General features: G+C 74.6%; 19 protein-coding genes. 2 read left to right on the top strand and 17 right to left on the bottom strand.

Annotation, left to right across the window (positions count from 1 at the left end; all coding sequences use genetic code 11):
* Positions 1 to 10 precede the first annotated feature (10 nt).
* From ftsH to nsdA, 7 genes are all read right to left on the bottom strand, one after another.
* Complete coding sequence (gene ftsH, locus ABT238_RS23830) at positions 11 to 1,927, bottom strand: ATP-dependent zinc metalloprotease FtsH (RefSeq protein ID WP_350568719.1); 1,917 nt, start codon at positions 1,925 to 1,927, stop codon at positions 11 to 13.
* Positions 1,928 to 2,064: 137 nt separating this feature from the next.
* On the bottom strand, positions 2,065 to 2,604 hold the full coding sequence (locus ABT238_RS23825; protein ID WP_350568720.1) for a GNAT family N-acetyltransferase: 540 nt from the start codon (positions 2,602 to 2,604) through the stop codon (positions 2,065 to 2,067).
* Positions 2,605 to 2,755: 151 nt separating this feature from the next.
* On the bottom strand, positions 2,756 to 4,315 hold the full coding sequence (ffh, locus tag ABT238_RS23820) for a signal recognition particle protein (protein ID WP_350568783.1): 1,560 nt from the start codon (positions 4,313 to 4,315) through the stop codon (positions 2,756 to 2,758).
* Positions 4,316 to 4,461: 146 nt separating this feature from the next.
* Positions 4,462 to 6,906: a [protein-PII] uridylyltransferase gene (locus ABT238_RS23815; RefSeq protein WP_350568721.1), complete on the bottom strand. Its 2,445-nt coding sequence runs from the start codon at positions 6,904 to 6,906 to the stop codon at positions 4,462 to 4,464.
* A gap of 11 nt (positions 6,907 to 6,917) precedes the next feature.
* Positions 6,918 to 7,256 carry a P-II family nitrogen regulator gene (locus tag ABT238_RS23810; RefSeq protein WP_350568722.1) on the bottom strand — a complete coding sequence of 113 codons (339 nt, stop codon included), beginning with the start codon at positions 7,254 to 7,256 and terminating at the stop codon, positions 6,918 to 6,920.
* Complete coding sequence (locus tag ABT238_RS23805; RefSeq protein ID WP_350568723.1) at positions 7,253 to 8,635, bottom strand: ammonium transporter; 1,383 nt, start codon at positions 8,633 to 8,635, stop codon at positions 7,253 to 7,255. Before ABT238_RS23805 ends, ABT238_RS23810 begins: the two co-directional genes overlap by 4 nt.
* Positions 8,636 to 8,858: 223 nt before the next feature.
* Positions 8,859 to 10,313, bottom strand: a complete 1,455-nt coding sequence (nsdA, locus tag ABT238_RS23800) for a transcriptional repressor NsdA (RefSeq protein ID WP_350568724.1) — start codon at positions 10,311 to 10,313, stop codon at positions 8,859 to 8,861.
* 579 nt (positions 10,314 to 10,892) lie between these two features.
* Between nsdA and ABT238_RS23795 the strand changes: the two genes are divergently transcribed.
* Entirely contained in the window at positions 10,893 to 11,564 is a 672-nt protein-coding gene (locus ABT238_RS23795; RefSeq protein ID WP_350568725.1) for a bifunctional DNA primase/polymerase, read from the top strand.
* Positions 11,565 to 11,645: 81 nt separating this feature from the next.
* Here ABT238_RS23795 and ftsY read toward each other — a convergent pair whose 3' ends face one another.
* From ftsY to ABT238_RS23760, 7 genes are all read right to left on the bottom strand, one after another.
* Positions 11,646 to 12,851, bottom strand: coding sequence for a signal recognition particle-docking protein FtsY (ftsY, locus tag ABT238_RS23790; RefSeq protein WP_350568726.1), 1,206 nt, complete (start codon positions 12,849 to 12,851; stop codon positions 11,646 to 11,648).
* Between the two features lie 66 nt (positions 12,852 to 12,917).
* Entirely contained in the window at positions 12,918 to 16,484 is a 3,567-nt protein-coding gene (gene smc / locus ABT238_RS23785) for a chromosome segregation protein SMC (RefSeq protein ID WP_350786059.1), read from the bottom strand.
* Between the two features lie 209 nt (positions 16,485 to 16,693).
* Positions 16,694 to 16,897 carry a hypothetical protein gene (locus ABT238_RS23780; RefSeq protein ID WP_270143783.1) on the bottom strand — a complete coding sequence of 68 codons (204 nt, stop codon included), beginning with the start codon at positions 16,895 to 16,897 and terminating at the stop codon, positions 16,694 to 16,696.
* A 414-nt stretch (positions 16,898 to 17,311) separates the two neighbouring features.
* Positions 17,312 to 17,611, bottom strand: coding sequence for an acylphosphatase (locus tag ABT238_RS23775; protein ID WP_350568729.1), 300 nt, complete (start codon positions 17,609 to 17,611; stop codon positions 17,312 to 17,314).
* Positions 17,612 to 17,646: 35 nt separating this feature from the next.
* A complete protein-coding gene (locus ABT238_RS23770) occupies positions 17,647 to 18,144 on the bottom strand; it encodes a winged helix-turn-helix transcriptional regulator (protein WP_350786015.1) in 498 nt (165 codons plus the stop codon).
* Between the two features lie 31 nt (positions 18,145 to 18,175).
* Positions 18,176 to 18,757 (bottom strand): hypothetical protein, encoded by a 582-nt coding sequence (locus ABT238_RS23765; RefSeq protein ID WP_350785996.1) that lies wholly within the window; start codon positions 18,755 to 18,757, stop codon positions 18,176 to 18,178.
* A 120-nt stretch (positions 18,758 to 18,877) separates the two neighbouring features.
* Positions 18,878 to 20,230: a hypothetical protein gene (locus ABT238_RS23760; protein ID WP_350785985.1), complete on the bottom strand. Its 1,353-nt coding sequence runs from the start codon at positions 20,228 to 20,230 to the stop codon at positions 18,878 to 18,880.
* Between the two features lie 310 nt (positions 20,231 to 20,540).
* Between ABT238_RS23760 and ABT238_RS23755 the strand changes: the two genes are divergently transcribed.
* Positions 20,541 to 21,464, top strand: a complete 924-nt coding sequence (locus tag ABT238_RS23755) for a DMT family protein (RefSeq protein ID WP_350568734.1) — start codon at positions 20,541 to 20,543, stop codon at positions 21,462 to 21,464.
* A gap of 27 nt (positions 21,465 to 21,491) precedes the next feature.
* On the opposite strand, the gene mutM is transcribed toward ABT238_RS23755, so the two are convergent.
* The 3 genes from mutM to rpmF are packed head-to-tail and all read right to left on the bottom strand — an operon-like array spanning position 21,492 to position 23,410.
* Positions 21,492 to 22,370 (bottom strand): bifunctional DNA-formamidopyrimidine glycosylase/DNA-(apurinic or apyrimidinic site) lyase, encoded by an 879-nt coding sequence (gene mutM / locus ABT238_RS23750; protein WP_350568736.1) that lies wholly within the window; start codon positions 22,368 to 22,370, stop codon positions 21,492 to 21,494.
* Between the two features lie 57 nt (positions 22,371 to 22,427).
* Positions 22,428 to 23,216 (bottom strand): ribonuclease III, encoded by a 789-nt coding sequence (gene rnc / locus ABT238_RS23745; RefSeq protein WP_350568738.1) that lies wholly within the window; start codon positions 23,214 to 23,216, stop codon positions 22,428 to 22,430.
* Positions 23,217 to 23,236: 20 nt separating this feature from the next.
* On the bottom strand, positions 23,237 to 23,410 hold the full coding sequence (gene rpmF, locus ABT238_RS23740) for a 50S ribosomal protein L32 (protein WP_097236113.1): 174 nt from the start codon (positions 23,408 to 23,410) through the stop codon (positions 23,237 to 23,239).

The following is a 23,410-nucleotide window of genomic DNA, read 5'->3' as shown; positions in this document are numbered from 1 at the left end:
CTTCGGGCCCTCAGGCCTGGTCGAGCGCCTTCCGGGGCACCCCCGCCGCGCGGTAGGCCGCCTCCTCGTCCAGCGTCTCCGCCTCCAGCAGCGCCGCCGCCAGCGCGTCCAGCCGGGCCCGCTGCTCGGTCAGCAGCCGCACCGCCTCCTCGTAGCACTCCGCGACGATCCGCCGGGCCTCCTCGTCCACCGCGTCCAGCGTGGTCGGCGCCGCGGAGAGCCCGTACGCGCCCTGCGGGTCGGAGGGGACGGCGGTGAGCCGGCCGACCCGCTCGCTCATGCCCCAGCGCCCGGCCATGCCGCGGGCGATGTTGGTGACCTGCTCCAGGTCGCTCTCCGCGCCGGTGGTGATGACCCCGTAGACCACCTGCTCGGCGGCCATCCCGCCGAGCGCGCCGATGATCCGGCCGCGCAGGTAGGGCTCGGTGTAGGAGTACCGGTCGGTCTCCGGGGTGGAGAGGGTGACGCCGAGGGCGCGGCCGCGCGGCACGATGGTGATCTTGCGGACCGGGTCGGCGCCCGGCTGGAGCATGCCGAGCAGGGCGTGGCCGCTCTCGTGGTACGCCGTCCGCTCCCGCTCGGCCTGCGGCATGACCAGCGGCCGGACGGCGCCGAGCTGGACCTTCTCCAGCGCGTCGGAGAGGTCCCGCTCGTTCACCGCGTCCTGGCGGCGCTTGACCGCGAGCAGGGCGGCCTCGTTGACCAGGTTGGCCAGTTCGGCGCCGGTCATCCCGGGGGTGACCTTGGCGAGCTGGTTCAGGTCGGCGTCGCCGGCCAGCGGGACCTGCCGGGCGTGGATGCGCAGGATCGCCGCGCGGCCGTCGCGGTCCGGCGGGCTGACGGTGATCCGCCGGTCGAAGCGGCCGGGGCGCAGCAGCGCCGGGTCGAGCACGTCGGCCCGGTTGGTGGCGGCGATGACGATGACGCCCTCGGAGCCGGTGAAGCCGTCCATCTCGGTGAGGATCTGGTTGAGCGTCTGCTCGCGCTCGTCGTGACCGCCCAGGCCACCGCCGCCGCCGCGCTGGCGGCCGATGGTGTCGATCTCGTCGATGAAGATGATCGCCGGGGCGACCTTGCGGGCCTCGGCGAACAGCTCGCGCACCCGGCTGGCGCCGACGCCGACGATCATCTCGATGAACTCGGAGGCGGAGGCGGAGAAGAACGGCACGTCCGCCTCGCCGGCGACGGCCCGGGCCAGCAGGGTCTTGCCGGTGCCGGGCGGGCCGCTGAGCAGCACGCCGCGCGGCATCTTGGCGCCGAGCCGGCGGTAGTGGTCCGGGTTCTTCAGGAAGTCGACCACCTCGGTGAGCTCGGCCTCGACCTCGTCGATGCCGGCCACGTCGGCGAAGGTGGTGCGACGGCCGGCCTCGGCGACCGGCTTGGGCGGGGCCTTGCGGCCGAGCGCCCCGCCGCCGAGCCCGCCGGCCATTCGCCGGGCGAGCAGCACCCAGACCAGGATCAGCAGCAGCATCGGGGCCAGCGAGATGAGCAGGTTGGCGAGGAAGCTGCGCTGCTGGACCACCGGTTCGGCGGTGACCTCGACGCCCTGCTGCTGGAGGGTGGTCCAGAGGTTGTCCCCGGCGAAGACCGGCCGCTGGGTGTCGAACTCGGTGTACGTCCCCTTGCCGCCGTCCGGCTTCGGTTCGGCGTTCTTGAGGGTGCCCTCGATCGCGTCGCCCTTGGAGTAGATCTTGGTGATGTTGCCCTTGTTCAGCTGGTTGTTGAACTCGGTGTAGGAGATCGTGGTGGCGCCGCCGGGGCCGAAGAAGGACAGCAGCACGTCGCTGATCAGGAACACCACGAGGGCGGTGAGGACGAGACCCAGCCAGCCGCCGGGCATCTTGCGCCGCGGGGGCGGCGGGGGCGGGGCGCCCTCGGATCGCCACGGCTGGTCGGGGGTCTGGCGCGGTGGCACGGGATCAGTCACCCATCGGACAATACGGACATCCGCTCGGCACCTCCAAGCGCAACGCCGCCCCGCCCGGGCACGCGGGACCGGGGGGGGCGCCCGCGGGACGGGGCGCCCGTCCCCGCGCGGCGCCGCTCGGTCCCGATCAATCCCGCTCAGTCCCGTTCCTCCGCGTCGGCCGGCGCCGGCCACTCCTCGGCGGTCAGCGCGAACCGCTCGTGGTCCCGCCAGGAGCCCTGGAGGAACAGCATCCGCGGGGTGAACCCCTCGTGCCGGAAGCCCAGCCGCTTGGCCAGCGCGATCGACCGGTCGTTGTCGGGCTGGACGTTGATCTCCAGCCGGTGCAGCCCGAGCCCGCCCTCCGTCAGGGGGGCGAAGCAGCGGTCCAGCACCAGCCGCATGCCCTCGGTCATCCGCCCGGTGCCGGCGAACGGCAGGAACGAGTCGTAGCCGAGCGCGCCGTTGCAGAACCGGCCCATCACGATGTTGGCCACGTTGACCTTGCCGACCAGTCCACCGGTCTCCCGGTCCACGATCAGGTAGGTCCGCAAGGACGGCCCCTGGCGCTCCATCAGATCCGGCAGCGCGTCCGGCTCCACCGGGTTCCACCGGCCGATGTGCTCGGCGGACCGGCGGACCGCCTCGGCGTACGCCGCCTCGTCCCCGACCCGCGGGGCCCTGATCGTCACTCGCATCGGACCATCATCTCGAATGCCCACCGGGCGTGCGAACGGCCCGCCGCCCGGGGACAACCGGGTGGCGGGCCGTTCCCGCAGGCCGTTCCCGCGGCCCGTTCCGGGACCGTGCGGGGCCGCCGGCACGGCGGCGGGACTGCGGCAGGACCGGCTACAGCAGGTCCTTGAACTCCTTGGGCAGCTCGAAGTCGGCCGGGCCCTTGCCCGCGCCGAGGCCGAACGCGCCGCCCTCGGCGGGCGCCTGACCGCCACCGAGCGCGCGGCGCTCGGCGGCCGCGGCCTCCTCCTGCGCCCGCTTCAGCGGGTTGCCGCTCTTGCGCTTGCCCTTGGCGACCGGGGCCTTCTTGGCGGACTTCTTGCCGCCGCCGCCCATGCCCGGGATGCCCGGCATCCCGGGGACGCCCTTGCCGGAGGCCATCGCCGACATCATCTTGCGGGCCTCGAAGAACCGCTCGACCAGGTTCTTCACCTCGCCGACCTGGACGCCCGAGCCCTTGGCGATGCGGGCCCGCCGGGAGCCGTTGATCAGCTCCGGCTCGGCGCGCTCGGTGGGGGTCATCGACTTGATGATCGCGCCGACGCGGTTGACGTCCTTGTCGTCGATGTTGTTGATCTGCTCGCGGATCTGGCCCATCCCCGGCAGCATGCCCAGCAGCTTGGAGATCGAGCCCATCTTCTGGACCTGCTCCAGCTGGGACAGGAAGTCGTCCAGGGTGAACTGCTTCGGGCCGCCGCGCAGCTTGGCGGCGATCTTCTCGGCCTCGGCCTGCGAGAAGGTCTGCTCGGCCTTCTCGATCAGCGAGAGGACGTCACCCATGCCCAGGATGCGCGAGGCCATCCGGTCCGGGTGGAAGGCGTCGAAGTCGTCGACCTTCTCGCCGTTGGAGGCGAACATGATCTGCCGGCCGGTGACGTGCGCGACCGAGAGCGCGGCACCGCCGCGGGCGTCGCCGTCGAGCTTGGAGAGCACCACACCGGTGAAGTCGACGCCCTCGAGGAAGGCCTGCGCGGTGGTGACCGCGTCCTGGCCGATCATCGCGTCGACGACGAACAGGACCTCGTCCGGGTTGACGGCGGCCCGGATGTCGGCGGCCTGCTGCATCAGCTCGGCGTCGATGCCCAGGCGGCCGGCGGTGTCGACGATGACGACGTCGTGCTGCTTCTGCTTGGCGTACTCGATCGAGTCCCGGGCCACCTGGACCGGGTCGCCGACGCCGTTGCCCGGCTGGGGGCCGTAGAACGCGACGCCCGCGCGCTCGGCGACGACCTGCAGCTGGTTGACGGCGTTGGGGCGCTGGAGGTCGCAGGCGACCAGCAGCGGGGTGTGCTTCTGCTTCTTGAGCCAGTGGCCGAGCTTGCCGGCGAGGGTGGTCTTACCGGCACCCTGGAGACCGGCGAGCATGATCACCGTCGGGCCATTCTTGGCGAACCGCACCCGGCGGGTCTCGCCACCGAGGATGGCGATGAGCTCCTCGTTGACGATCTTGATGATCTGCTGTGCCGGGTTCAGCGCGCCGGAGACCTCGACGCCGAGCGCGCGGTCCTTGACCTGCTTGATGAAGGCCCGGACGACCGGCAGCGCGACGTCCGCCTCCAGCAGCGCGATGCGGATCTCGCGGGCGGTGGCGTCGATGTCCGCCTCGCTGAGGCGGCCCTTGCCCCGGAGGTTCTTGAACGTCGCTGCGAGGCGATCGGAAAGGGTGTCGAACACGTCGTCGCGGGTCCTCTGCGGCATCGGTGTGAGTACGGTCGTCGTCCCCAAGGGTATCCGTCCGCCCCGGTGACGGTCTCCACCCGGGTTCGACCGGTCTCCGGCGGGCCTCGGGAGCGGTCTCGCGGACGGCCCCGCGAACGGCCTCAGCCCAGCGCCGCCCGGACCGCGTCCGCCACCTCCCCCGCCCTCCGCGCGCCGAGCGGGCGGCCCGCCGCGTCGGTCAGGTAGAAGGCGTCGACGGCGTCCGCGCCGAGCGTGGAGACGTGCGCGGTCCGCACCCGCACCCCGGCGCCGTCCAGCGCCCGGCCGATCCGGTGCAGCAGCCCGGGGGCGTCGTGCGCGCGCACCTCCAGTACCGTCGCGCTCGCCGAGGCCACCGGCGGCGCCACCACGACCACCGGCGGCGGCGCGGGCACGCCCCGCCGCCGCGGGGCCGCCGCGTCCCGCTCGGCCAGCCGCCGGGCGACGTCCAGCGAGCCGTCCAGCGCCCGGCGCAGGTCCGCCCGCAGCCGCGCCGCCTCCGGAAGCTCACCGAACTCCGCGGCCACCGTCCAGGAGAGCAGCAGCACCGGCCCGGCGCCGATCGGGTCCAGCTCGCGCAGCCCCGCCGAGCGGACCGCCAGCCGGTGCAGGGCCAGCACCCCGGCGACGGTGCCCAGCAGCCCCGGGCGGTCCGGGACGGCCAGCAGCAGCCGCACACCCATCGGCCCGGTGCCGGCCGCGGCCGACTCGCTGCGGGCCGACAGCGACAGCGCCGGGCCGCCGGTCCTGGCCGCCTCCACCGCCAGCCGCTCCTGCTCGGCGGTCGGCTCGGCCTCGACGGGGCCGGGCCGGCCGCCGCCCGCCCCGGTCAGCACGGCGGCGGCCCGGGCGGTCAGGCCGTCCACCAGCGAAGCCCGCCAGCCGCTCCACGCGGCCGGCCCGGTGGCCAGCGCGTCCGCCTCGGTCAGCGCCCGCAGCAGCTCCAGCCGGGGCACCGAGCCGACCGCCTTGGTGACGGCCTCCACGGTGGCCGGGTCGTCCGGGTCCCGCCGGGTCGCGGTGTCCACCAGGGTCAGGTGGTGGCGGACCAGCACCGCCAGGGTCTCCACCGACTCCGGGTCGAAGCCCATCCGGGCGGCCAGGGCACGGACGACCGCCTCGCCCGCCTCGCTGTGGTCACCCGGCCGGCCCTTGCCGATGTCGTGCAGCAGCGCGGCGACCAGCAGCAGGTCCGGCCGGGCCACCCGGCGGGTCATCGCGGCGGCCCGCACCGCGGTCTCCACCAGGTGCCGGTCGACCGTCCAGCGGTGCACCGCGTTGCGCTGCGGCCGGCAGCGCACCCATTCCCAGTCCGGCAGCAGCCGGGTGACCAGCCCCTGCGACTCCAGCGCCTCCCAGACCGGCAGGCAGGCCTCGCCCGCGCCGAGCAGGGTGACCAGCTGCTCGCGCGCCTCGTCCGGCCAGGGCACCGGCAGCGGCCGGCACTCCGCCGCCAGCCGGCGCACCGTCGCGTGCGAGAGCGGGAGGCCGTTCTGCGCGGCGGCGGCCGCGGCGCGCAGCGGCAGCACCGGGTCGGCGGCCGGGCGGACGCCCTGGGCGAGCACCGCCTCGCCGTCCTGCTCGACGACGCCCTCGGCGAGCGGCCGGCGCTCCACCGCTCCCCGGGCCACCGCGCCCCGGCCGGGGCCGGCGAACGGGCCTCCGAACGGGAAGCGCCGGTGCGGTCGGCGGCCCCGGCCCGAGCGGGCGGCCAGCACCCGCTCCACCGAGCGCCAGGCGAGGTCGGAGGCGTAGGCCACGGTCCGCGCCGCCCGGTAGACCCGGCGCAGCAGGGCGTCCGCGTCCGGCACGCCCAGTCGCTCGGCGACCTGGTCCTGGTCCTGGAGGGAGAGCCGCTCGGTGGACCGGCCGGTGACCAGGTGCAGGGCGTCCCGGACGTCCGCCAGCCGGAGCGCGGCGGCGTCCAGACCCTCCCGGGGCGCGTCGGCCAGCCAGCTCGCGGCGATCGCGCCGAGCGCGACGACGTCGCGCAGGCCGCCGCGGGCCTCCTTCAGGTCGGGCTCCAGCAGGAAGGACAGCTCGCCGTGCCGCTCGGCGCGCTCCCGGCCCAGCTCGCGCAACTCGGGCAGCCGGCGCGGGGCGCCCGCCCGCCAGTCGGCGAGGACGGCGGAGCGCAGCGCGGCGGTGAGCGCCGGGTCGCCCGCCACGTGCCGGGCGTCCAGCAGCCCGAGCTGGGCCTTCAGGTCGGCGGCGGCCACCGACCGGGCCTCGGCCGGGGTGCGCACCGCGTGGTCGAGCGAGGCCCCGGAGTCCCACACCGGGTACCAGAGGCGCTCGGGCAGGGCCGGGTCCAGCCGGCCCTCGTGCAGCAGCAGGACGTCGAGGTCGCTGCGCGGGGAGAGCTCGCCGCGCCCGTAGCCGCCGACCGCGACCACCGCGACCCCGGCGGGGGCGCCGGCCTCGGCGAACAGGCCGGCCAGCCAGTCGTCGGTGAGCGCGGACAGCGCGGCGCGGCGCTCCCGGCCGCCGGGGCCGGGAGCGGCGAGCAGCCGGGCCCGGGCCGCGGCGGCGGGGCCGGGCCCGGGGGCGTCGGGTGCGGTGGCCATGCGCCCGGGCCTCAGAGGGCGTCGGGGCCGCGTTCGCCGGTGCGGACCCGCACGGCCGTGTCGACCGGCACCGCCCACACCTTGCCGTCGCCGATCTTGCCGGTCCGGGCCGCGTCGACCAGGACGTCGATCAGCGGCTCGACGTCCTCGTCCTCGGCCAGGACCTCGACTCTGACCTTGGGCACCAGGTCCACGGTGTACTCCGCGCCCCGGTAGACCTCGGTGTGGCCGCGCTGCCGGCCGTAGCCGCTGGCCTCGGAGACGGTCAGGCCGTGCACGCCGAAGGCCTGCAGGGCGGCCTTCACCTCGTCCAGGCGGTAGGGCTTGATGACGGCGGTGATGAGCTTCATCGGGCGTCCACCTCGGTCTTCTCGGTGCTGTTCGCCGTCGGCACGGCAGTGGGTACGGGGGCGGGCACGGCGGCCGTCGCCGCGGCGACCAGGGCCGCGGCCGGGGCGGCCGTCCGGCCGAGACCCGAGCCCAGCGCGCTGAAGTCGTACGCGGACTCCGCGTGCTCGGCCTGGTCGATGCCGGCCAGCTCGACCTCCTCGGCGACCCGGAAGCCGATCACCCGGTCGACCGCCTTGGCCAGCAGCCAGGAGAGCACGAAGGAGTAGACGGCGACCACCGCCACGCCCATCGCCTGCTTGCCCAGCTGCCCGAACCCGCCGCCGTAGAACAGGCCCTTGGCGCTCTGGCCGACCGTCCCGGTCGCGAACAGGCCGACCAGCAGCGAGCCGATCGCCCCGCCGACGGCGTGCACGCCGACCACGTCGAGCGAGTCGTCGAAGCCCCAGCGGTACTTGAGGCTGATCGCGGCCGCGCAGACGGCACCGGCGACCAGGCCGATCGCCACCGCGCCGAGCGGGGAGACCGAGCCGCAGGCCGGGGTGACGGCCACCAGTCCGGCCACCGCGCCGGAGGCGGCGCCCAGTGTGGTGAACGCGCCGTGCCGCAGCTTCTCGTAGACCAGCCAGCCGACCAGCGCGGCGCCGGTGGCGATCTGGGTGTTGAGCAGGGCCATCGCCGCCACGCCGTTGGCGGCCAGCGCCGAGCCGGCGTTGAAGCCGAACCAGCCGAACCAGAGCAGCCCGGAGCCCAGCATCACCAGCGGCAGCGAGTGCGGGCGCATCGGGTCCTTGCGGAAGCCGATCCGCTTGCCGAGCACCAGGCAGAGCGCCAGGCCCGCGACCCCGGCGTTGATGTGGACGGCCGTGCCGCCGGCGAAGTCGATCACACCGTTGCGGTCGCCGAGCCAGCCGCCGTGGCCGCCGTCGAAGAAGAACACCCAGTGGGCGACCGGGAAGTACACCACGGTCACCCAGAGCGCCACGAACAGGCCCCAGGCCGCGAATCTCGCGCGGTCCGCGATCGCCCCGCTGATCAGCGCCGGGGTGATGACCGCGAACATCAGCTGGAAGGCGGAGAAGGCGGTCACCGGGATCGTCCCGGTGAGGTCGGTGAGGCCGACGCCGCGCATCCCGAGGAAGTCCAGGTTGCCGATCAGGCCGGCGCCCGCGTCGGGCCCGAAGCTGAGCGAGTAGCCGTAGAGGACCCACAGCACGCTGACGATGCCCAGTGACAGGAAGCTCATCGCCAGCATGTTCAGGGTGCTCTTGGCCCGGACCATCCCCCCGTAGAAGAACGCCAGCCCCGGGGTCATCACCATGACCAGGGCGGCACTGATGAGTACGAAGGCGGTGTCGCCCGCGCTGAAACCGTCCGGCATCGGCCTCTCCTCCTGACTGGAAGCCGATCCGCACCCGGGTGCTGTCCCGTTGCGCCCGGGGCGTCGGCGTTGACCAGGAGCGTGCCGAAGGCCGGTTTCGGCCGATGCGGCCGGGTGTTTCACCTCCGTGACGAGGGCGACCGCGGGGTTACGCCCGCGTGAACACGGCACCGACCGTGCCGTCGGCGGCCGGCACGGTCGGTGAGGGGTGTCACGGTGGGGCTCAGACCACCGAGACGTACTCGGGGATGTCCTGGACCACCCGCTCCTTGAGCCGGCTGACCGCGTCCACGCCCTTGAAGCGGGAGGCGGCGGCCTCGGTGGTCTTGCGGACCCGCGAGTTGAGCCGCTCGGAGCGGACCTTGGTGGCGATGTCCACCGCCTGCTCGGCGAAGACCGCCGCCTGCTCCGGCTCCTTCTGCAGCAGGTGCACGCTGGCCATGCCGACCAGGTTGAAGGCGTACGAGCGGACGTGGTCGCCGTCCTGCCGGAACAGGTCGACCGCGCGCTCCATCACCGGCGCCGACATCGAGGCGTACAGCTCGGCGTTGTCCGAGTGGTAGGCGAGGTCGCGGAAGGAGTGCGCGTTCTCCGCGTTCAGCTCGGCCGGCGAGAAGAACTTCAGCCAGTCCGGGTCGGCGTCGCCCTCGCGGATGTCGGTGAAGGTGTCCTCGGCCAGCCGGATCGCCCGGGCGCACCGGTTCACCTCGCCGATCGTGGCGTACGCCCGCGCCTCCATCGCGTACAGCAGGGACTGCTGGCGCGGGGTGGCGGTGTCACGGCTGCCGTACTGGGCGAGGTGGATCAGCTCCAGCGCGTCCTCGCCCCGGTTGAGGTGGATCATCTGCCGGCTCATGTCGGTGAGGATCAGGGCGCCGAACGGGCGGTCGCCGGCCTCCTTGGCGGCGTGCAGCGCCAGCACGTAGTACTTCTGCGCGCTCGGGTGCATGCCGACGTCGTAGGACATCCAGCCGGCCAGGTGCGCCAGCTCGGCGGTGAGCCGGAACAGCCGCTTGGTGGTCGCCTCGGGGTAGGTCTCCTGGAGCAGGTCGGTGACCTCGTGGAGCTGGCCGACCACGGCCTTGCGGCGCAGTCCGCCGCCGTTCTGCGCGTCCCACTGCCGGAACATGACGGTGGTCTGCTCGAGCAGTTCCAGCTCGGGCTCGGAGAGCCGGCCGGTGAACGGCTCGCCGCCGTTGGCCGCGGTGAGGATCGGGGTGGGGGTGCCGGTCGGGCCGGGCGCCAGCCAGCGCTGCATCGGCTCGATCAGCGCGGCGCCGGCGGTCAGGGCGAGCGAGGTGCCCAGGAAGCCGCGCCGGTTGAGCATGAGGTCGCTGCGCGAGTAGTCGCTGATCAGCTGGACGGTCTGCGGCGCGCTCCACGGCAGGTCGACGCCGCCGCCGACGGTGGAGACCGGCACGGCGGCGCGCAGGCCGAGGTCCTCGATGGAGACCACCGAGCCGAACCGCTCGGAGAACAGTTCGGACATGATCTTCGGGATCGGCTCGCGCGGCTGTTCGCCGTCGAGCCAGCGCCGCACCCGCGAGGTGTCCGTGGAGACGTGGTGGGCCCCGATCTGCCGGGCCCGGCGGTTGACCTGGCGGGCCAACTCCCCCTTGGACCAGCCGCTACGGGCGAACCACGTGGTCAGCTTCTCGTTGGGTTGCTTCTCTGCCATGGGTCCGTCCCCATCCCGCCCGGGCCCCCGGGGCCCCGATCGTGACCGCCCGACGGTTGCGGGCTCTTGCCAGACGTGTTTCGTACCGGACTGCGGCGCTGCCGCCACAGACGGACCGTCAGTTCACCAACTCCCGGCCCGCCATGGCCGGAAGCGGACTCGCCGACGAGGTCCGTGTGCTGAACGTAACGCCCGCGCACCGCCCCGGGGAGCGGCCCTGGCGAAACGCCACCTTTCGCCACCCCCATGAGTGAACCGAACCCAGCCCGCAGGCGGTTCACTGGGAAGTCCCGGCGGCCCGGCATATGCAGGCCGCCAAGTCCCCGACGGTACCCGGCTTTTCAGGCGAACCGCCGCCGCCACGGGCGGATTTCGCACCCGCACCGACCGACGACCCTCCCGCGCACAGACGATCCGGCATCGACGCCGCCGACCACAAGGCGGCGCTCGGGGCGCACCAGGGCAACTGGCGCACACCGCGCGCTGCGCGCCGCTACCGCACCACGCACCACGCACAGAAAAAGCAACACACAGTCACCATCCCGTAACCATCGGCAACGAGAACCTGTTGGGGGAGGCATGGAGAACCTGTTCGGCGAACTTCGACTGGGGCACCTGCGGCTGTCACCGCTGGGAGCGCGCCGCCGCACCCGCGCCACCGCTCGCCAGGCCGCCGCGGAGTACACCGGCCGCTGGGGCTGGGCCGTCGTCGTCGGCGAGCCCGCCCGCACGGCCGGCACCCCGGACCGCTGCCACTGCGGCACGCCGCGCTGCGCCGCCCCCGGCCTGCACCCCGTCCCCGGCGCCGGACCGGCCGCCCGCCCCGGCAGCGAGGTCTCGGTGCTGTTCCCCACCGGACGCGCCTTCGACGTCCTCGACGTCCCCGAGTCGGCCGGCCTGCAGGCGCTGGTCCGGCTGGAGCGGATGGGCACCCAGGTCGGCCCGGTGCTCTCCTCGCCCACCGGGCGGCTGCAGTTCCTGGTCGCGCCCGGCACCGCCCGCCGGCTGCCGGACCTGCTCTACCGGATGGGCTGGGACGACGCCGCGCTCGACCTCACCTGCCACGGCGAGGGCAGCTTCGTCGCCGCGCCGCCCACCGTGCTCGCCGGGCTCGGCCCGGTCCGCTGGCTGCGCCGCCCCACCCGCGACAACGCCGGCTGCCCGCCCGAGGCCCGCCTGCTGCTCGGCACCCTCGCCTACGCCTGCCACCGCGGCCGCGAACGCACCCGCGAACCCGCCTGGATCGCTTGAGTCGCCGGTCGCCCCGGCGGGAACGCCGAAGGGCCCGCCCCTTGCGGGAGCGGACCCTTCACCGGTGGCACCGGGCGGTGCTCAGTCCCCGATCAGCGCGTCCACGAACGCGCCCGGCTCGAACGGCGCCAGGTCGTCGGCACCCTCGCCGAGGCCGATCAGCTTGACCGGCACGCCCAGCTCGCGCTGGACGGCGACGACGATGCCGCCCTTGGCCGTGCCGTCCAGCTTGGTCAGCACGATGCCGGTGATGTCGACCACCTCGGCGAAGACCCGGGCCTGGATGAGCCCGTTCTGACCGGTGGTGGCGTCCAGCACCAGCAGCACCTCGTCCACCGGGCCGTGCTTCTCGACGACCCGCTTGACCTTGCCCAGCTCGTCCATCAGGCCGGTCTTGGTGTGCAGACGCCCGGCGGTGTCCACCAGCACGGTGTCCGCACCCTCGGCGATGCCCTCCTTGACCGCGTCGAAGGCGATCGACGCCGGGTCGCCGCCCTCGGGCCCGCGCACGGTGCGCGCGCCGACCCGCTCGCCCCAGGTCTGCAGCTGGTCGGCGGCGGCGGCACGGAAGGTGTCGGCCGCGCCGAGCACCACCGTACGGCCGTCGGCGACCAGCACCCGGGCCAGCTTGCCGGTGGTGGTGGTCTTGCCGACGCCGTTGACACCGACGACCAGGACGACCGCGGGGCCCTCCTCGTGCTTGGTGGAGTGCACGGTGCGGTCGGCGTCCTTGCCGATCAGCTCGACGAGCTCCTCGCGCAGCAGGCTGCGCAGCTCGTCCGGGGTGCGGGTGCCGAGCACCTTGACCCGGGTGCGCAGCCGCTCGACCAGCTCCTGGGTGGGGGCCACGCCGACGTCGGCGGTCAGCAGGGTCTCCTCGATCTCCTCCCAGGTGTCCTCGTCGAGGTGCTCGCGGGAGAGCAGCGAGAGCAGGCCCTTGCCGAGCGAGTTCTGCGAACGGGAGAGCCGCGAGCGCAGCCGGACCAGACGGCCGGCGGTGGGCTCGGGGACCTCGATGGCGGGGGCCGCCGGCTCGGCGGGCGCGGCCTCCTCCACCTCCTCGGGGGCGGCCGGGAGCTCCACCTCCTCGACGGTGCGGCGCGGTTCCTCGGTGGGCGGCGCGGCCTCCTCGCCGACGGCGGGCTCGCGCGGGGTCGGGGGCGCCGTGATGACGGGCGCCTGCGACTTCGGGGGCAGCTGCTGGCGTCGTCTGCCGGAAACGACGAGTCCGGCGATCGCGCCTACGGCGATCACCGCGATGACTACGGCAAGAATCACGTATTCCATAACCCAACCAGTATCCGCGACACCGGTCCGCGCGGACCGCAGGCCGCCGGATGGATCCGGAACCGGTCAGGGCCGCCGTTCCTTCCGGTCCTCCCGCAGCCGCTGGCTGATCACCTGCGAGATGCCGTCGCCCTTCATGGTCACCCCGTACAGGGCGTCGGCGGACTCCATGGTCAGCTTCTGGTGGGTGATCACGATCAGCTGGGAGCTCTCCCGCAGCTCCTCCATGATCGCGATCAGCCGGCGCAGGTTGGTCTCGTCCAGCGCCGCCTCCACCTCGTCCATGACGTAGAACGGGCTGGGCCGGGCCTTGAAGATCGAGACCAGCAGCGCCACCGCGGTCAGCGAGCGCTCGCCGCCGGAGAGCAGCGACAGCCGCTTGACCTTCTTGCCGGGCGGGCGGGCCTCCACCTCGACGCCGGTGGTCAGCATGGACTCCGGGTCGGTGAGCACCAGCCGGCCCTCGCCGCCCGGGAAGAGCCGGGAGAACACGCCCTCGAACTGGGCGGCGGTGTCGTGGTAGGCCGCGGTGAACAGCTGCTCGACCCGCTGGTCGACGTCCCTGACGATGTCGAGCAGGTCGCGCCGGCTGCGCTTGAGGTCGTCCAGCTGCTCGCCGAGGAAGGTGTGGCGCTCCTCCAGCGCGGCGAACTCCTCCAGCGCCAGCGGGTTGACCTTGCCCAGCTGCTGGTACGCCCGCTCGGCCGCGCGCAGCCGCTGCTCCTGCTCGGCGCGGACGTAGGGCCGCGGCTCGCCCGGCTCCTGCCCCTCCTCCGGCGTGGACGGGGGAACCGGCCGGTCCGGCCCGTAGGAGGCCAGCAGCTCGGAGCCCTCGATGCCGAACTCCTCCAGCGCCCGGCCCTCCAGCTGCTCGATCCGCAGCCGCTTCTCGGCCCGCAGCACCTCGTCGCGGTGGCCGGCGTCGACCAGCTTGTCCAGCTCGTCCTTGAGCGCGCGCCCCTGCTCGCGGTGCTCCTTCAGCTCCGCCTCGCGCCCCGTCCGCGCCTGCTCGACGGCGGCCCGTTCGGCGTCCGCGCGGGCCAGCGACACCTCCAGGCAGGCGAGCAGCTGCCGGGCGCCCGCGGCGACGGCGCCCGCGACGGCGGCGTCGTGCTCGGCGCGCCGGCGGCGCTCGGCGGCCCGGGCGCGCGCCTCGCGCTCGGCGCGGGCGGCCCGGTCCAGCTGGTCGGCCCGGCCGGCCAGGGCGCGGACCCGCTCCTCGTGGGTGCGCACCGCGAGCCGGGCCTCCAGTTCGCTCTGCCGGGCGGCGGTGGCGGCCCCGGCCAGCCGCTGCTGTTCGGCGGCGTCCGGCTCGTCCTCCCCGTCGGCGGCCGTCTCCTCGGCGACCTCCAGCCGCTCGGCCAGCTCCTCGGCGGTGGCGAGCAGCTGGGCCAGGCCGTCCTCGGCGCGGCCGGCGGCCGCGGTCAGCCGTTCGGCCTCGCCGGCGGCGGCCCGGGCCTGTCCGCCGAGCCGGCCCAGGGTGCCCGCCACCTCGGCCCGTTCGCGTTCCAGCTGCCGCCGCCGGACGGCGAGTTGCTCCAGTTCGGCGGCCGACTCCCGGCGCCGTTCGGTGAGTTCGGCCAGTCGCCCGGCCGACTCGGCGCAGTGGACGTCGAGTTCGGCGATCGCCCGGGCGGCCTCGTCCACCGCGGCCTGGGTCTCCAGCAGGCTGGGGGCGGCGCCGGAGCCGCCGTGCGCGAAGCCGGAGCCGAGCCGGTCGCCGTCGGCGGTGACGGCGCTCAGCGCGGGGTGCGCGGCGACCAGGGCGAGGGCCTGGTCGAGGGTGTCGACCACCGCGACGCCGGCCAGCAGCCGGTCGGCGGCGGCCCGCAGCGCGGCCGGTCCGTCGACGAGGTCGGCGGCCCAGCGGGCGCCGGGCGGCAACTCCCCCGCCGGTCCGGCCGGTTCGGGGGCGTCGGCGATCAGCAGGGCGGCCCGGCCGGCGTCCTCCTTGCGCAGCAGCCGCAGCGCCTCGGCGGCGGAGCCGGGCGAGTCGACGGCCACCGCGTCGGCGGCGGCGCCCAGGGCGGCGGCGACGGCGGTCTCGTGGCCGGGGGCCGAGCGCAGCAGTGCGGCGGCCGGTCCGAGCAGTCCGGTCAGCCGGTCCCCGGCGGCGAGCAGCGCGCCGCTGCCGTCCTTGCGGCGCAGGCCGAGCGCCAGCGCCTCGTGCCGGGCGGTCAGCGCGGCCCGTTCGCGCTCGGCGGCGCCGGCGGCCTCGCGCGCGGCGGTGAGCTCCTGCTCGACGGCGGCGAGCCGCTCCCGGGCGCTGTCGTGCGCGGTGTCGGCCCGCTCGCCGTCCGCACTGCCGTCGCCGACCCGGGCGCGCAGTTCCTCGTACTCCTGCCGGGCGGCCTCGGCCCGCAGCAGCGCCTCGTCGCGGGCCTCGGCGAGCCGGCCGGTCTCGGCCTCGGCGGCGGCGGCCTTGGAGCGGGCGGCGGCGGCCTGCCCCTGGAGCCGGGCCAGCCCCTCGCGGCGGTCGGCGATGGCCCGGGCGGCGTCCTTGAGCCGGCGCTCCTCGGCGGCGAGGGCGCGTTCCAGTTCCGTCCTGGCCTCGACGGCCTCGTCGAGCGCCTCCCGGGCCTGCTCCAGGGCCTCGGCCAGCGCGGCCTCCTCCTCCCGGACCCGCCCGGCCTCGCGCTCCAGCTCCTCCGGGTCCCGGCCGGGCCGCTCCTCGGTCCGCCCGCCGGTGGCGGCGTGCCGGGCCTTCGCCTCGGCCAGCCCGATGGTGCCGCGGGTGCGTTCGGCCAGCGCGGAGAGCCGGTACCAGGTCTGCCGGGCGGCCTCCAGGCCCGGGCCGAGCTGCTGGACCTGCGCCTCCAGCACGGCTTCGCGCCGGATGGCGTGGCCGAGTTCCTGCTCGACGGTGGAGCGGCGCAGCCGCAGGGCCAGTTCGTCGGCGATCTCCGCCTCGACGGCGGTGCGCAGCGCGAGCAGGTCGTCCGCGAGCAGCCGCAGCCGGGCGTCGCGCAGGTCGGCCTGGATGCCGGCGGCGCGCCGGGCGATCCGGGCCTGCCGGCCGAGCGGACCGAGCTGGCGGCGCAGCTCGGCCACCAGGTCCTGGACGCGGTTGAGGTTGACCTGCATCGCGTCCAGCTTGCGCAGCGCCTTCTCCTTGCGCTTGCGGTGCTTGAGGACGCCGGCCGCCTCCTCGATGAAGGCGCGCCGGCCCATCGGATCGGCCTGCAGGACGGAGTCGAGCCGGCCCTGGCCGACGATGACGTGCATCTCCCGGCCGATGCCGGAGTCGGAGAGCAGCTCCTGGATGTCGAGCAGGCGGCAGGTGTCGCCGTTGAGCGCGTACTCGCTGCCGCCGTTGCGGAACATCGTCCGGGTGATGGTCACCTCGGAGTACTCGATCGGCAGGGCGCCGTCGGTGTTGTCGATGGTGAGGCTGACCTCGGCGCGGCCGAGCGGGGCGCGCCCGCTGGTCCCGGCGAAGATGACGTCCTCCATCTTGCCGCCGCGCAGCGACTTGGCCCCCTGCTCGCCCATCACCCAGGAGAGCGCGTCGACGACGTTGGACTTGCCGGAGCCGTTGGGTCCGACCACGCAGGTGATGCCGGGTTCGAAGCGGAGGGTGGTGGCGGAGGCGAAGGACTTGAACCCGCGCAGGGTCAGACTCTTCAGGTGCACGCGCCGGTCTCCTCACCTCGCTCGCCAGGGGCTCCAGCGGCGACTGTATCCCCCGGCGGCCCGGCGACCGGCGCCCGGACACGGCGATCCCCGGACACGACGACGTCCGGACACGACGAAGGGACGCCACGCGGGGCGTCCCTTGCAAGCTGCGTCCCTTTCGGGGCGGCTCAGTGCACAGCGGCGTCGATCGGGGGATCGGGCGGGACTCAGGTGAGAGCCGGCTCCCGCTGGTCCAGATCGATGCTGTTGAGCAGCGAGTGCTCGCCGGCGACAGCGGTGAGAGCGTCGTTCTCAGCCTGCATCCGAAGGAGCTCGGCTTCGAGATCCTGGACGCGCTGCTGCAGCCGTCGCATCTCGGAGAGCATTCGCGGGTCGGGGCCGCCGACGTACCCGAGAAGCGCCTTTGCCATGATGAATGGTCCTCCACGCTGAGTGACCGAACCGGAACGGTACAGGTCTAGGGGGAAGGGGGACGCACGCGCGGCGCGCACCGGCAGTGCTGGCTGGGCACTACGACACGACCACCGTGAGCTGCGCTCGCGGGGGCATGTGCCTACCGGGATGACGCGATCGTGTGCGCGGGCTTCCAGCGTCTCACCAAAGACGGTACGGGTCAACACGATCACCGCACGCTACCGCGCCCCTGTCACCTGCCTGGCGGTGTCGTCACGCCGGGCGGTCACGAAGGGGGGTCCACCACATGCTCGTGGATCATCGTTCGATGCGGAGTCAACCACGAGTCTGCCCGGATGGCAACCGTACGACACCGCCGGTTGCCGATCGATTTCCGCACGGCCCCCCGGGGGCCGTTGCGGCAGGCGCCCTCAGCGGATCTCGAAGGTCCCGTAGCCGGACCCGACGGCGGTCCAGATCTCGGTCACCCCGCTGACCCGGCCCGGGGTGTCCGGGCCCCTGAGCAGGGCGAGCAGCCGCTCGCAGTCCGCGGCGAGGCCCTCGGCGACCACCTGCACCCGGCCGTCGCCGAGGTTGCTCGCGTAGCCGGTCAGGCCGATCTCCAGCGCCCGTGCCCTGGTCCACCAGCGGAAGCCGACCTGCTGGACCCTGCCGCGCACCCAGGCCGTGACCCGGACCGGCTCGTCACTGTGGGCGTCGCGACCGTGCATGCCCCCGACCCTATCCGCCCGGACGGCGGCGCGCGTCACGGGCCGGCGGGGCCCTCGGCGGTCCAGCCCGGGCTGCGGATCCCGGCCCGCAGCCCGCCGCCGCGCCCCGGCTCGCCGCAGGTCCGGCAGACCCACCGCGGGTCGTACGGGTGCGGCGGGTGCCCCTCGGGCCGGTGCTCGAAGACCACCGGCGCCTCGGGCAGCACCCAGCGGTCGCCCCAGGCGAGCAGCGCCTGGGTGAGCGGGGCGAGGTCGCGGCCGGCCTCGGTCAGGTGGTACTCGTACCGCGGGGGCCGCTCGCTGTAGGCCCGCCGCTCGACCACGCCCGCCTCCTCCAGCGTCCGCAGCCGCGCGGTGAGCCGGTCGCGCGGGGCTCCGGTGTTCCGGGCGATCCGGTCGAAGCGGTGGTTGCCGTAGAACAGCTCCCGCACCGCGAGCAGCGCCCACTTCTCCCCCACCACGTGCAGCGCGGCGGCGATCGAGCACGGCCGACCGGGCAGGACGGGCAGGACGGGACGCGGGGCGGAGGTCATGTCCGACAGCCTGCCCCAGCGGGTTTCGTTCTCAACCCCTCCCGCTCAGGAAGGCCAGTCCGGCCAGCGCCTTGAGCCGCTCCGGCGCCACCCGCACGGCCACCGTCGACCCGTCCGTGAACCGCAGCCCCACCCGTCGGGGACGGCCGCGCCGCCGACGCGCGGCACCCGGGCCGCGCAACCGGAACGGGCCGAGGTCGACCAGGTGGTCCGTCCCCAGCGCGCCGCGCCGCTTGAGCAGCAGCGTCCGGCGGTCGGTGACGGCGAGCAGCACGCAGCCGAAGGTTTCCGAGGTGCGGGAGAGCTCGGCCTCGCGGGCCGCGGCGGCGAACCGGCCCGCGGTGCTCTCCCAGCCGCCCCGCACCGGGGGCGTGAACAGCCGCCCGCCGACCAGGGCGACGGTCAGACCCGCCAGGACCACCAGGCCCTCGGGGTCCAGGACGTCGAGACCGTGGTTCAGCGCGATCTCCGCCCCGGTGTCCACGTCGCGCCCGCGCTGCCGGTACGGCTTCGGGGGCCGCAGGACCAGCGCGCTCAGCCGGACCTCGACCAGCCCGAGCAGTTCCTCCCCCGCCCGTAGCCACGGCTCCGCCAGTGCACGGTCCGGTGCCATTTCCCCGCCCCCTCCGACGACGCCCCGGCACACGATGTCCCCGACACACCACGGCCCCCGCCGGTCGCCCGGCGGGGGCCGTGGGCCGATCATCGCATCGACCGGGGGTGCGGGACAGGGTCAGAAACCGCCACCGAAGTCGCCGCCGCCACCGAAGTCCCCACCGCCGCCGCCGTCGAAGCCGCCACCGAAGTCGGAGGAGTTGTAGTCGGCGCCGGAGTAGTCGCCGCCGTCGTAGCCGGAGCCCGCGTCGACCGGGCCGGCCGCGTACGCCGGGGTGGCCATCATCGAGCCGAGCATGGTGCCGACCAGCAGCCCCGGCAGCAGGCCGCCGCCGCCGAAGCCGCCGAAGTAGCCGCCGGCCCAGGGGCCGTAGGCCGGGCCAGCGTTCCAGTACGGCTGCGGGCCGTGCTCGGTCGGGACGGTCCGGACGTCCGGGGCCAGGCCGGTGGCCAGCCGGTCCGCGTCGGCCCGGCAGACCGGCACGGAGCGCGCCGCCCCGCCCGCCGGGGACCACTCGGCGTCCACCACGGAGGGGCCGTGCCGGGGGTCGAAGAAGCACGGCGGGCGGCGCTCGGGCAGCGGCCGCTTCTCCCGCCGGGCCGCCAGGGTGGCCAGCGCGAACCGGCCGTCCTCCAGCGCCTCGGTGACCGGCCGCACGTCCTCCGGCCCCCTGGCCTCGTCCATCAGCCGCTTGGCCTTCTCGTACGAGTCCAGGGCGTGGGTGTAGTCGCCGCGCTGCACGTCGTCGGCGTCCGGCGCGGAGGGGGCGAAGTCGAGCCGGTCCAGCTCCTCGCCGTAGGCGGTGATGTCCTCGTCGACCACCTGGCGCAGCTGCGCCAGCTCGGCCCGGCGCTGCTCCTCCTTGCGCCGCTTGGCCCGCCGGAACAGCAGGAAGACGCCGGTGCCGGCGAGCGCCAGCAGAGCCAGCGGGACGACCACCGCGGCGGTGGAGACCCCGCCCTTGTCGCTGTTCACCGCGTGCCCCTTGATCTGCGGGGCGGCGGTGTCGACGAAGTCGTTCAGGGTGGCGTCGATGTCGCCGGGGTGCGAGCGGAAGGCGGCGCCGGCGATCCGCTCGGCGCTGGCGCTGGGCAGCGCGGCCTTGTCGGAGCGGGCCTGGAACTGGTCGCCGCGCCAGACCGCGTAGGTGCCGGTGATGCCGACCTTGGTGCGCAGGTCCTCGAAGACCGTCCTGGCGCCGTACGGATCGGCGGCCGGGACGACCGCCACGAAGATCGGCTTGTCCGCCTCGCGGATCTTCTCGGTCAGGGCGTCGGCCTGGCCCTGGCCGAACCGGCCCGCCATCGCCGGGTCGACGTACACCCGGCCCTGCTTGAGCGTCGCGGCCGCGTCGTCGAGACCGCCGGCCGCCGAGGCCGCCGGTGCCAGCAGGAGCAGCAGCCCGAGCAGCGCCGACACCAGTGCCAGCGGCCCGGCGCCCCGGGAACGTCGTCGTGCAAGGGTTCTCATATCTCGACGCTACCCCGAACGGCCCCGCTCACCGGCATACCGGCCGGGCACCGCGCGGCCGGGCACCCCCACCGTCCGCCGGGGTGGGCCCCCTCCTGCGGGATGATCTTCCGACCGGCCGCCCCTGAGGCGCCCCCGGGACGGGAACCCGGTCACCGGCCCCGCGCGTACCTCCCGGCGGAAACCGGACCGGGCAGGCCGCCCGGGCAGGCGTCCCGACCGTACCGCGCGACCGGGCATAGTAGGGGCCGTACCGCCCCGCCATGACCTTCTCTTGACCATCCGCACCACCCCCTGATCGGAGCTCCGCGTGTTGATCGGCCTCGTCACCGCCGTGGCGGCCTCCGCCTGCTACGGCACCGGTTCGGTCCTGCAGGCGGTCGGCTCCCGGCGCTCCGCCCGCGAGGAGGCCGCCAAGGGCGGTGGCTCCGCCGGCACCACCGCGCACGGCGGGCCCAGCCTCGCCTCCACCGCCAAGGCCGCCGTGACCTGGGAGTTCATCCTCGGCACGGTGCTGGACTTCATCGGCTTCGGGCTCGGGGCGCTGGCCGCCCGGCTGCTGCCGCTGTTCCTCTCCCAGACGATCATCAGCGCCAACCTGGTGATCACCGCGGTGCTCTCGATCAAGCTGCTCGGCATCCGGCTCAAGCAGCTGGAGTGGGCCTCGATCGGCGTGCTCTGCTCGGCGCTGGTGCTGCTCGCGGTCTCCGCCGGGCCCGAGGGCGGCCACCACGCCGCGATGGCGTTCCACTGGTGGCTGCTGGCGGTCACCACCGTGCTGCTGGTCGGCGGCGCCCTGCTGGTGCGCCGGATGGGCTCCAACGGCGCGATCGTCGCCGGTCTGCTCTCCGGCCTCGGCTTCGGCGCGCTCGGCGTCGGCGTGCGCATCCTCAACGGCGTGGAGCCGTTCGACCTCGGCGCGCTGCTCTCCGACCCGGCCCTGTACGCGATCCTGGTCGGCGGCATCGGCGGGATGTACGTGCACACCGTGGCCCTGCAGATCGGCTCGGTGAACGGTGCCACCGCCGCCCTGGTGGTCGGCGAGACGGTGCTGCCCGGCGCGGTCGGCGTGCTCTGGCTCGGCGACTCCTCCAAGGCCGGGCTGGGCTGGCTCGGCGTGGCCGGCTTCCTGCTCGCGGTGGTCGCGGCGGTCGGCGTCGCCTACTTCGGCCAGGACACCCACGGCGGACTGCCGGAGGCCGAACCGGCCGAACCGGAGCTCGCCAGGAGCTGAGCTCCCGGGTTCGGCCCCGGCGCGGGTTCAGCCCCCGCTGCGCACGCGCGGAACGCGCTGGCAGCGGGGGCAGAAGTAGCTGGAGCGGTTCATCCAGGCGGCCCGCCGCATGGCGGTGCCGCAGCGCCGGCAGGGCTCGTGCTCCCGCCCGTAGGCGTCCAGGTCGCGGGAGAAGTAGCCGCTCTCGCCGTTCACGTTCACGTACAGGCTGTCGAAGCTGGTGCCGCCGACGGCCAGCGCCGCCGTCATCACGTCCCGGGCGCTGGCCAGCAGCAGCAGCGCCTGCGGCCGGGTCAGCGTCGCGGTCGGCCGGTCGTAGTGCAGCCGGGAGCGCCACAGCGCCTCGTCGGCGTAGATGTTGCCGACCCCGCTGATCAGCGTCTGGTCCAGCAGCGCCCGCTTGACCGTGGTGCGCCGGGCGCGCAGCGCCGCCGCGAAGGCGGCGTCGTCGAAGCGGGGGTCGAGCGGATCACGGGCGATGTGCGCGATGGACACCGGGGTGCCCTCCGGATCGCCGTCCTCGGCCTCCTCGACGGCCAGCCCGCCGAAGGTCCGCTGGTCGACGAAGCGCAGCTCGCGCCCGCCGTCGGTGAACCGCAGCCGCACCCGCAGGTGCGTCTCGTCCGGCACCGCCGGGTCCTGGACCAGCAGTTGGCCGCTCATCCCGAGGTGGCCGATCAGCGAGAAGCCCTCACCCGTACCGGCCAGCGGGACCCAGAGGTACTTGCCGCGGCGCTGCGCCGCGCCGAGGGTGGTGCCGGTGAGCCGGGCCGTGAAGTCCGCGGCGCCGGCCGGCTGGCGGCGCACCGCACGGGGGTGCAGCACCTCGACGCCGGCGACGGTCCGCCCGGCGACCCAGTTCGCCAGACCGCGGCGGACGACCTCGACCTCGGGAAGTTCGGGCACGGGAAACACGCCTCCAGCACAACGACTCGGCTCTGCAGGAGGAAGGCTACTGCGTGGTCAGGCGCCGCTCGGCAGGCGGTCGGCGTACTTCTCCTTGATCGCCCGCCAGGCGCTCTCCGCCGCCTTCTGCTCGGCTTCCTTCTTCGAGCGGCCGACGCCGCTGCCGAAGTCCTCGCCGGCCACCCGGGCCGCGGCGGTGAAGGTCTTCTCGTGGTCCGGACCGGACTCCTCGACCACGTACTCCGGCACTCCGATGCCCACCGAGGCGGTGAGCTCCTGGAGGCTGGTCTTCCAGTCCAGACCGGCACCCAGCTGAGAGGACTCCTCGATCAGCGGGTCGAACAGCCGGTGGACGAACTCGGTGGCGGCGTCCAGGCCCCGGTCCAGGTAGACCGCGCCGATGACCGCCTCGACCGTGTCGGCGAGGATCGACGACTTGTCGCGGCCGCCGGTGCCCTCCTCGCCCTTGCCGAGCCGGATGAACGCGCCCAGCTCCAGGCCGCGGCCGACGTCGGCGAGCGCGCGCGAGTTGACCACCGCGGCGCGCAGCTTGGCGAGCGTTCCCTCCGGGACGTCCGGGTGGACGCGGTAGAGGGTGTCGGTCACCACCAGGCCCAGCACCGAGTCGCCGAGGAACTCCAGGCGCTCGTTGGTGGGCAGACCACCGTTCTCGTACGCGTACGAGCGGTGGGTCAGGGCGCGTACCAGAAGGGCGCGCTCGAGCGAGTACCCGAGGCGCCCTTCCAGAACGTCGTATTCGGTCGAAGCCGGCCCGCCGGCCTTGCCGCCGCCCGAAGGAGCCTTCGGGACCGCGGTCGCCTTGCGGGAGGAGTTACCGTCCGACATCGATCCGTACACCCCGCCGATCAGACCGAGAGGACCTGGCGGCGGTTGTACGTGCCGCAGCTCGGGCACGCGATGTGCGAGAGCTTCGGCTCGTGGCAGCGGTCGCACGCCACGAGGGCCGGGGCAACGGCCTTCCAGTTGGACCGGCGGTGGCGCGTGTTGCTGCGCGACATCTTCCGCTTCGGAACAGCCAC

The organism is Kitasatospora sp. NPDC001527 (genome assembly GCF_040298605.1).
In the GTDB taxonomy this organism is placed as follows: domain Bacteria; phylum Actinomycetota; class Actinomycetes; order Streptomycetales; family Streptomycetaceae; genus Kitasatospora.
Note: the sequence above shows the minus strand (reverse complement) of the source record. Positions and strands in the feature narration are given on the sequence as shown.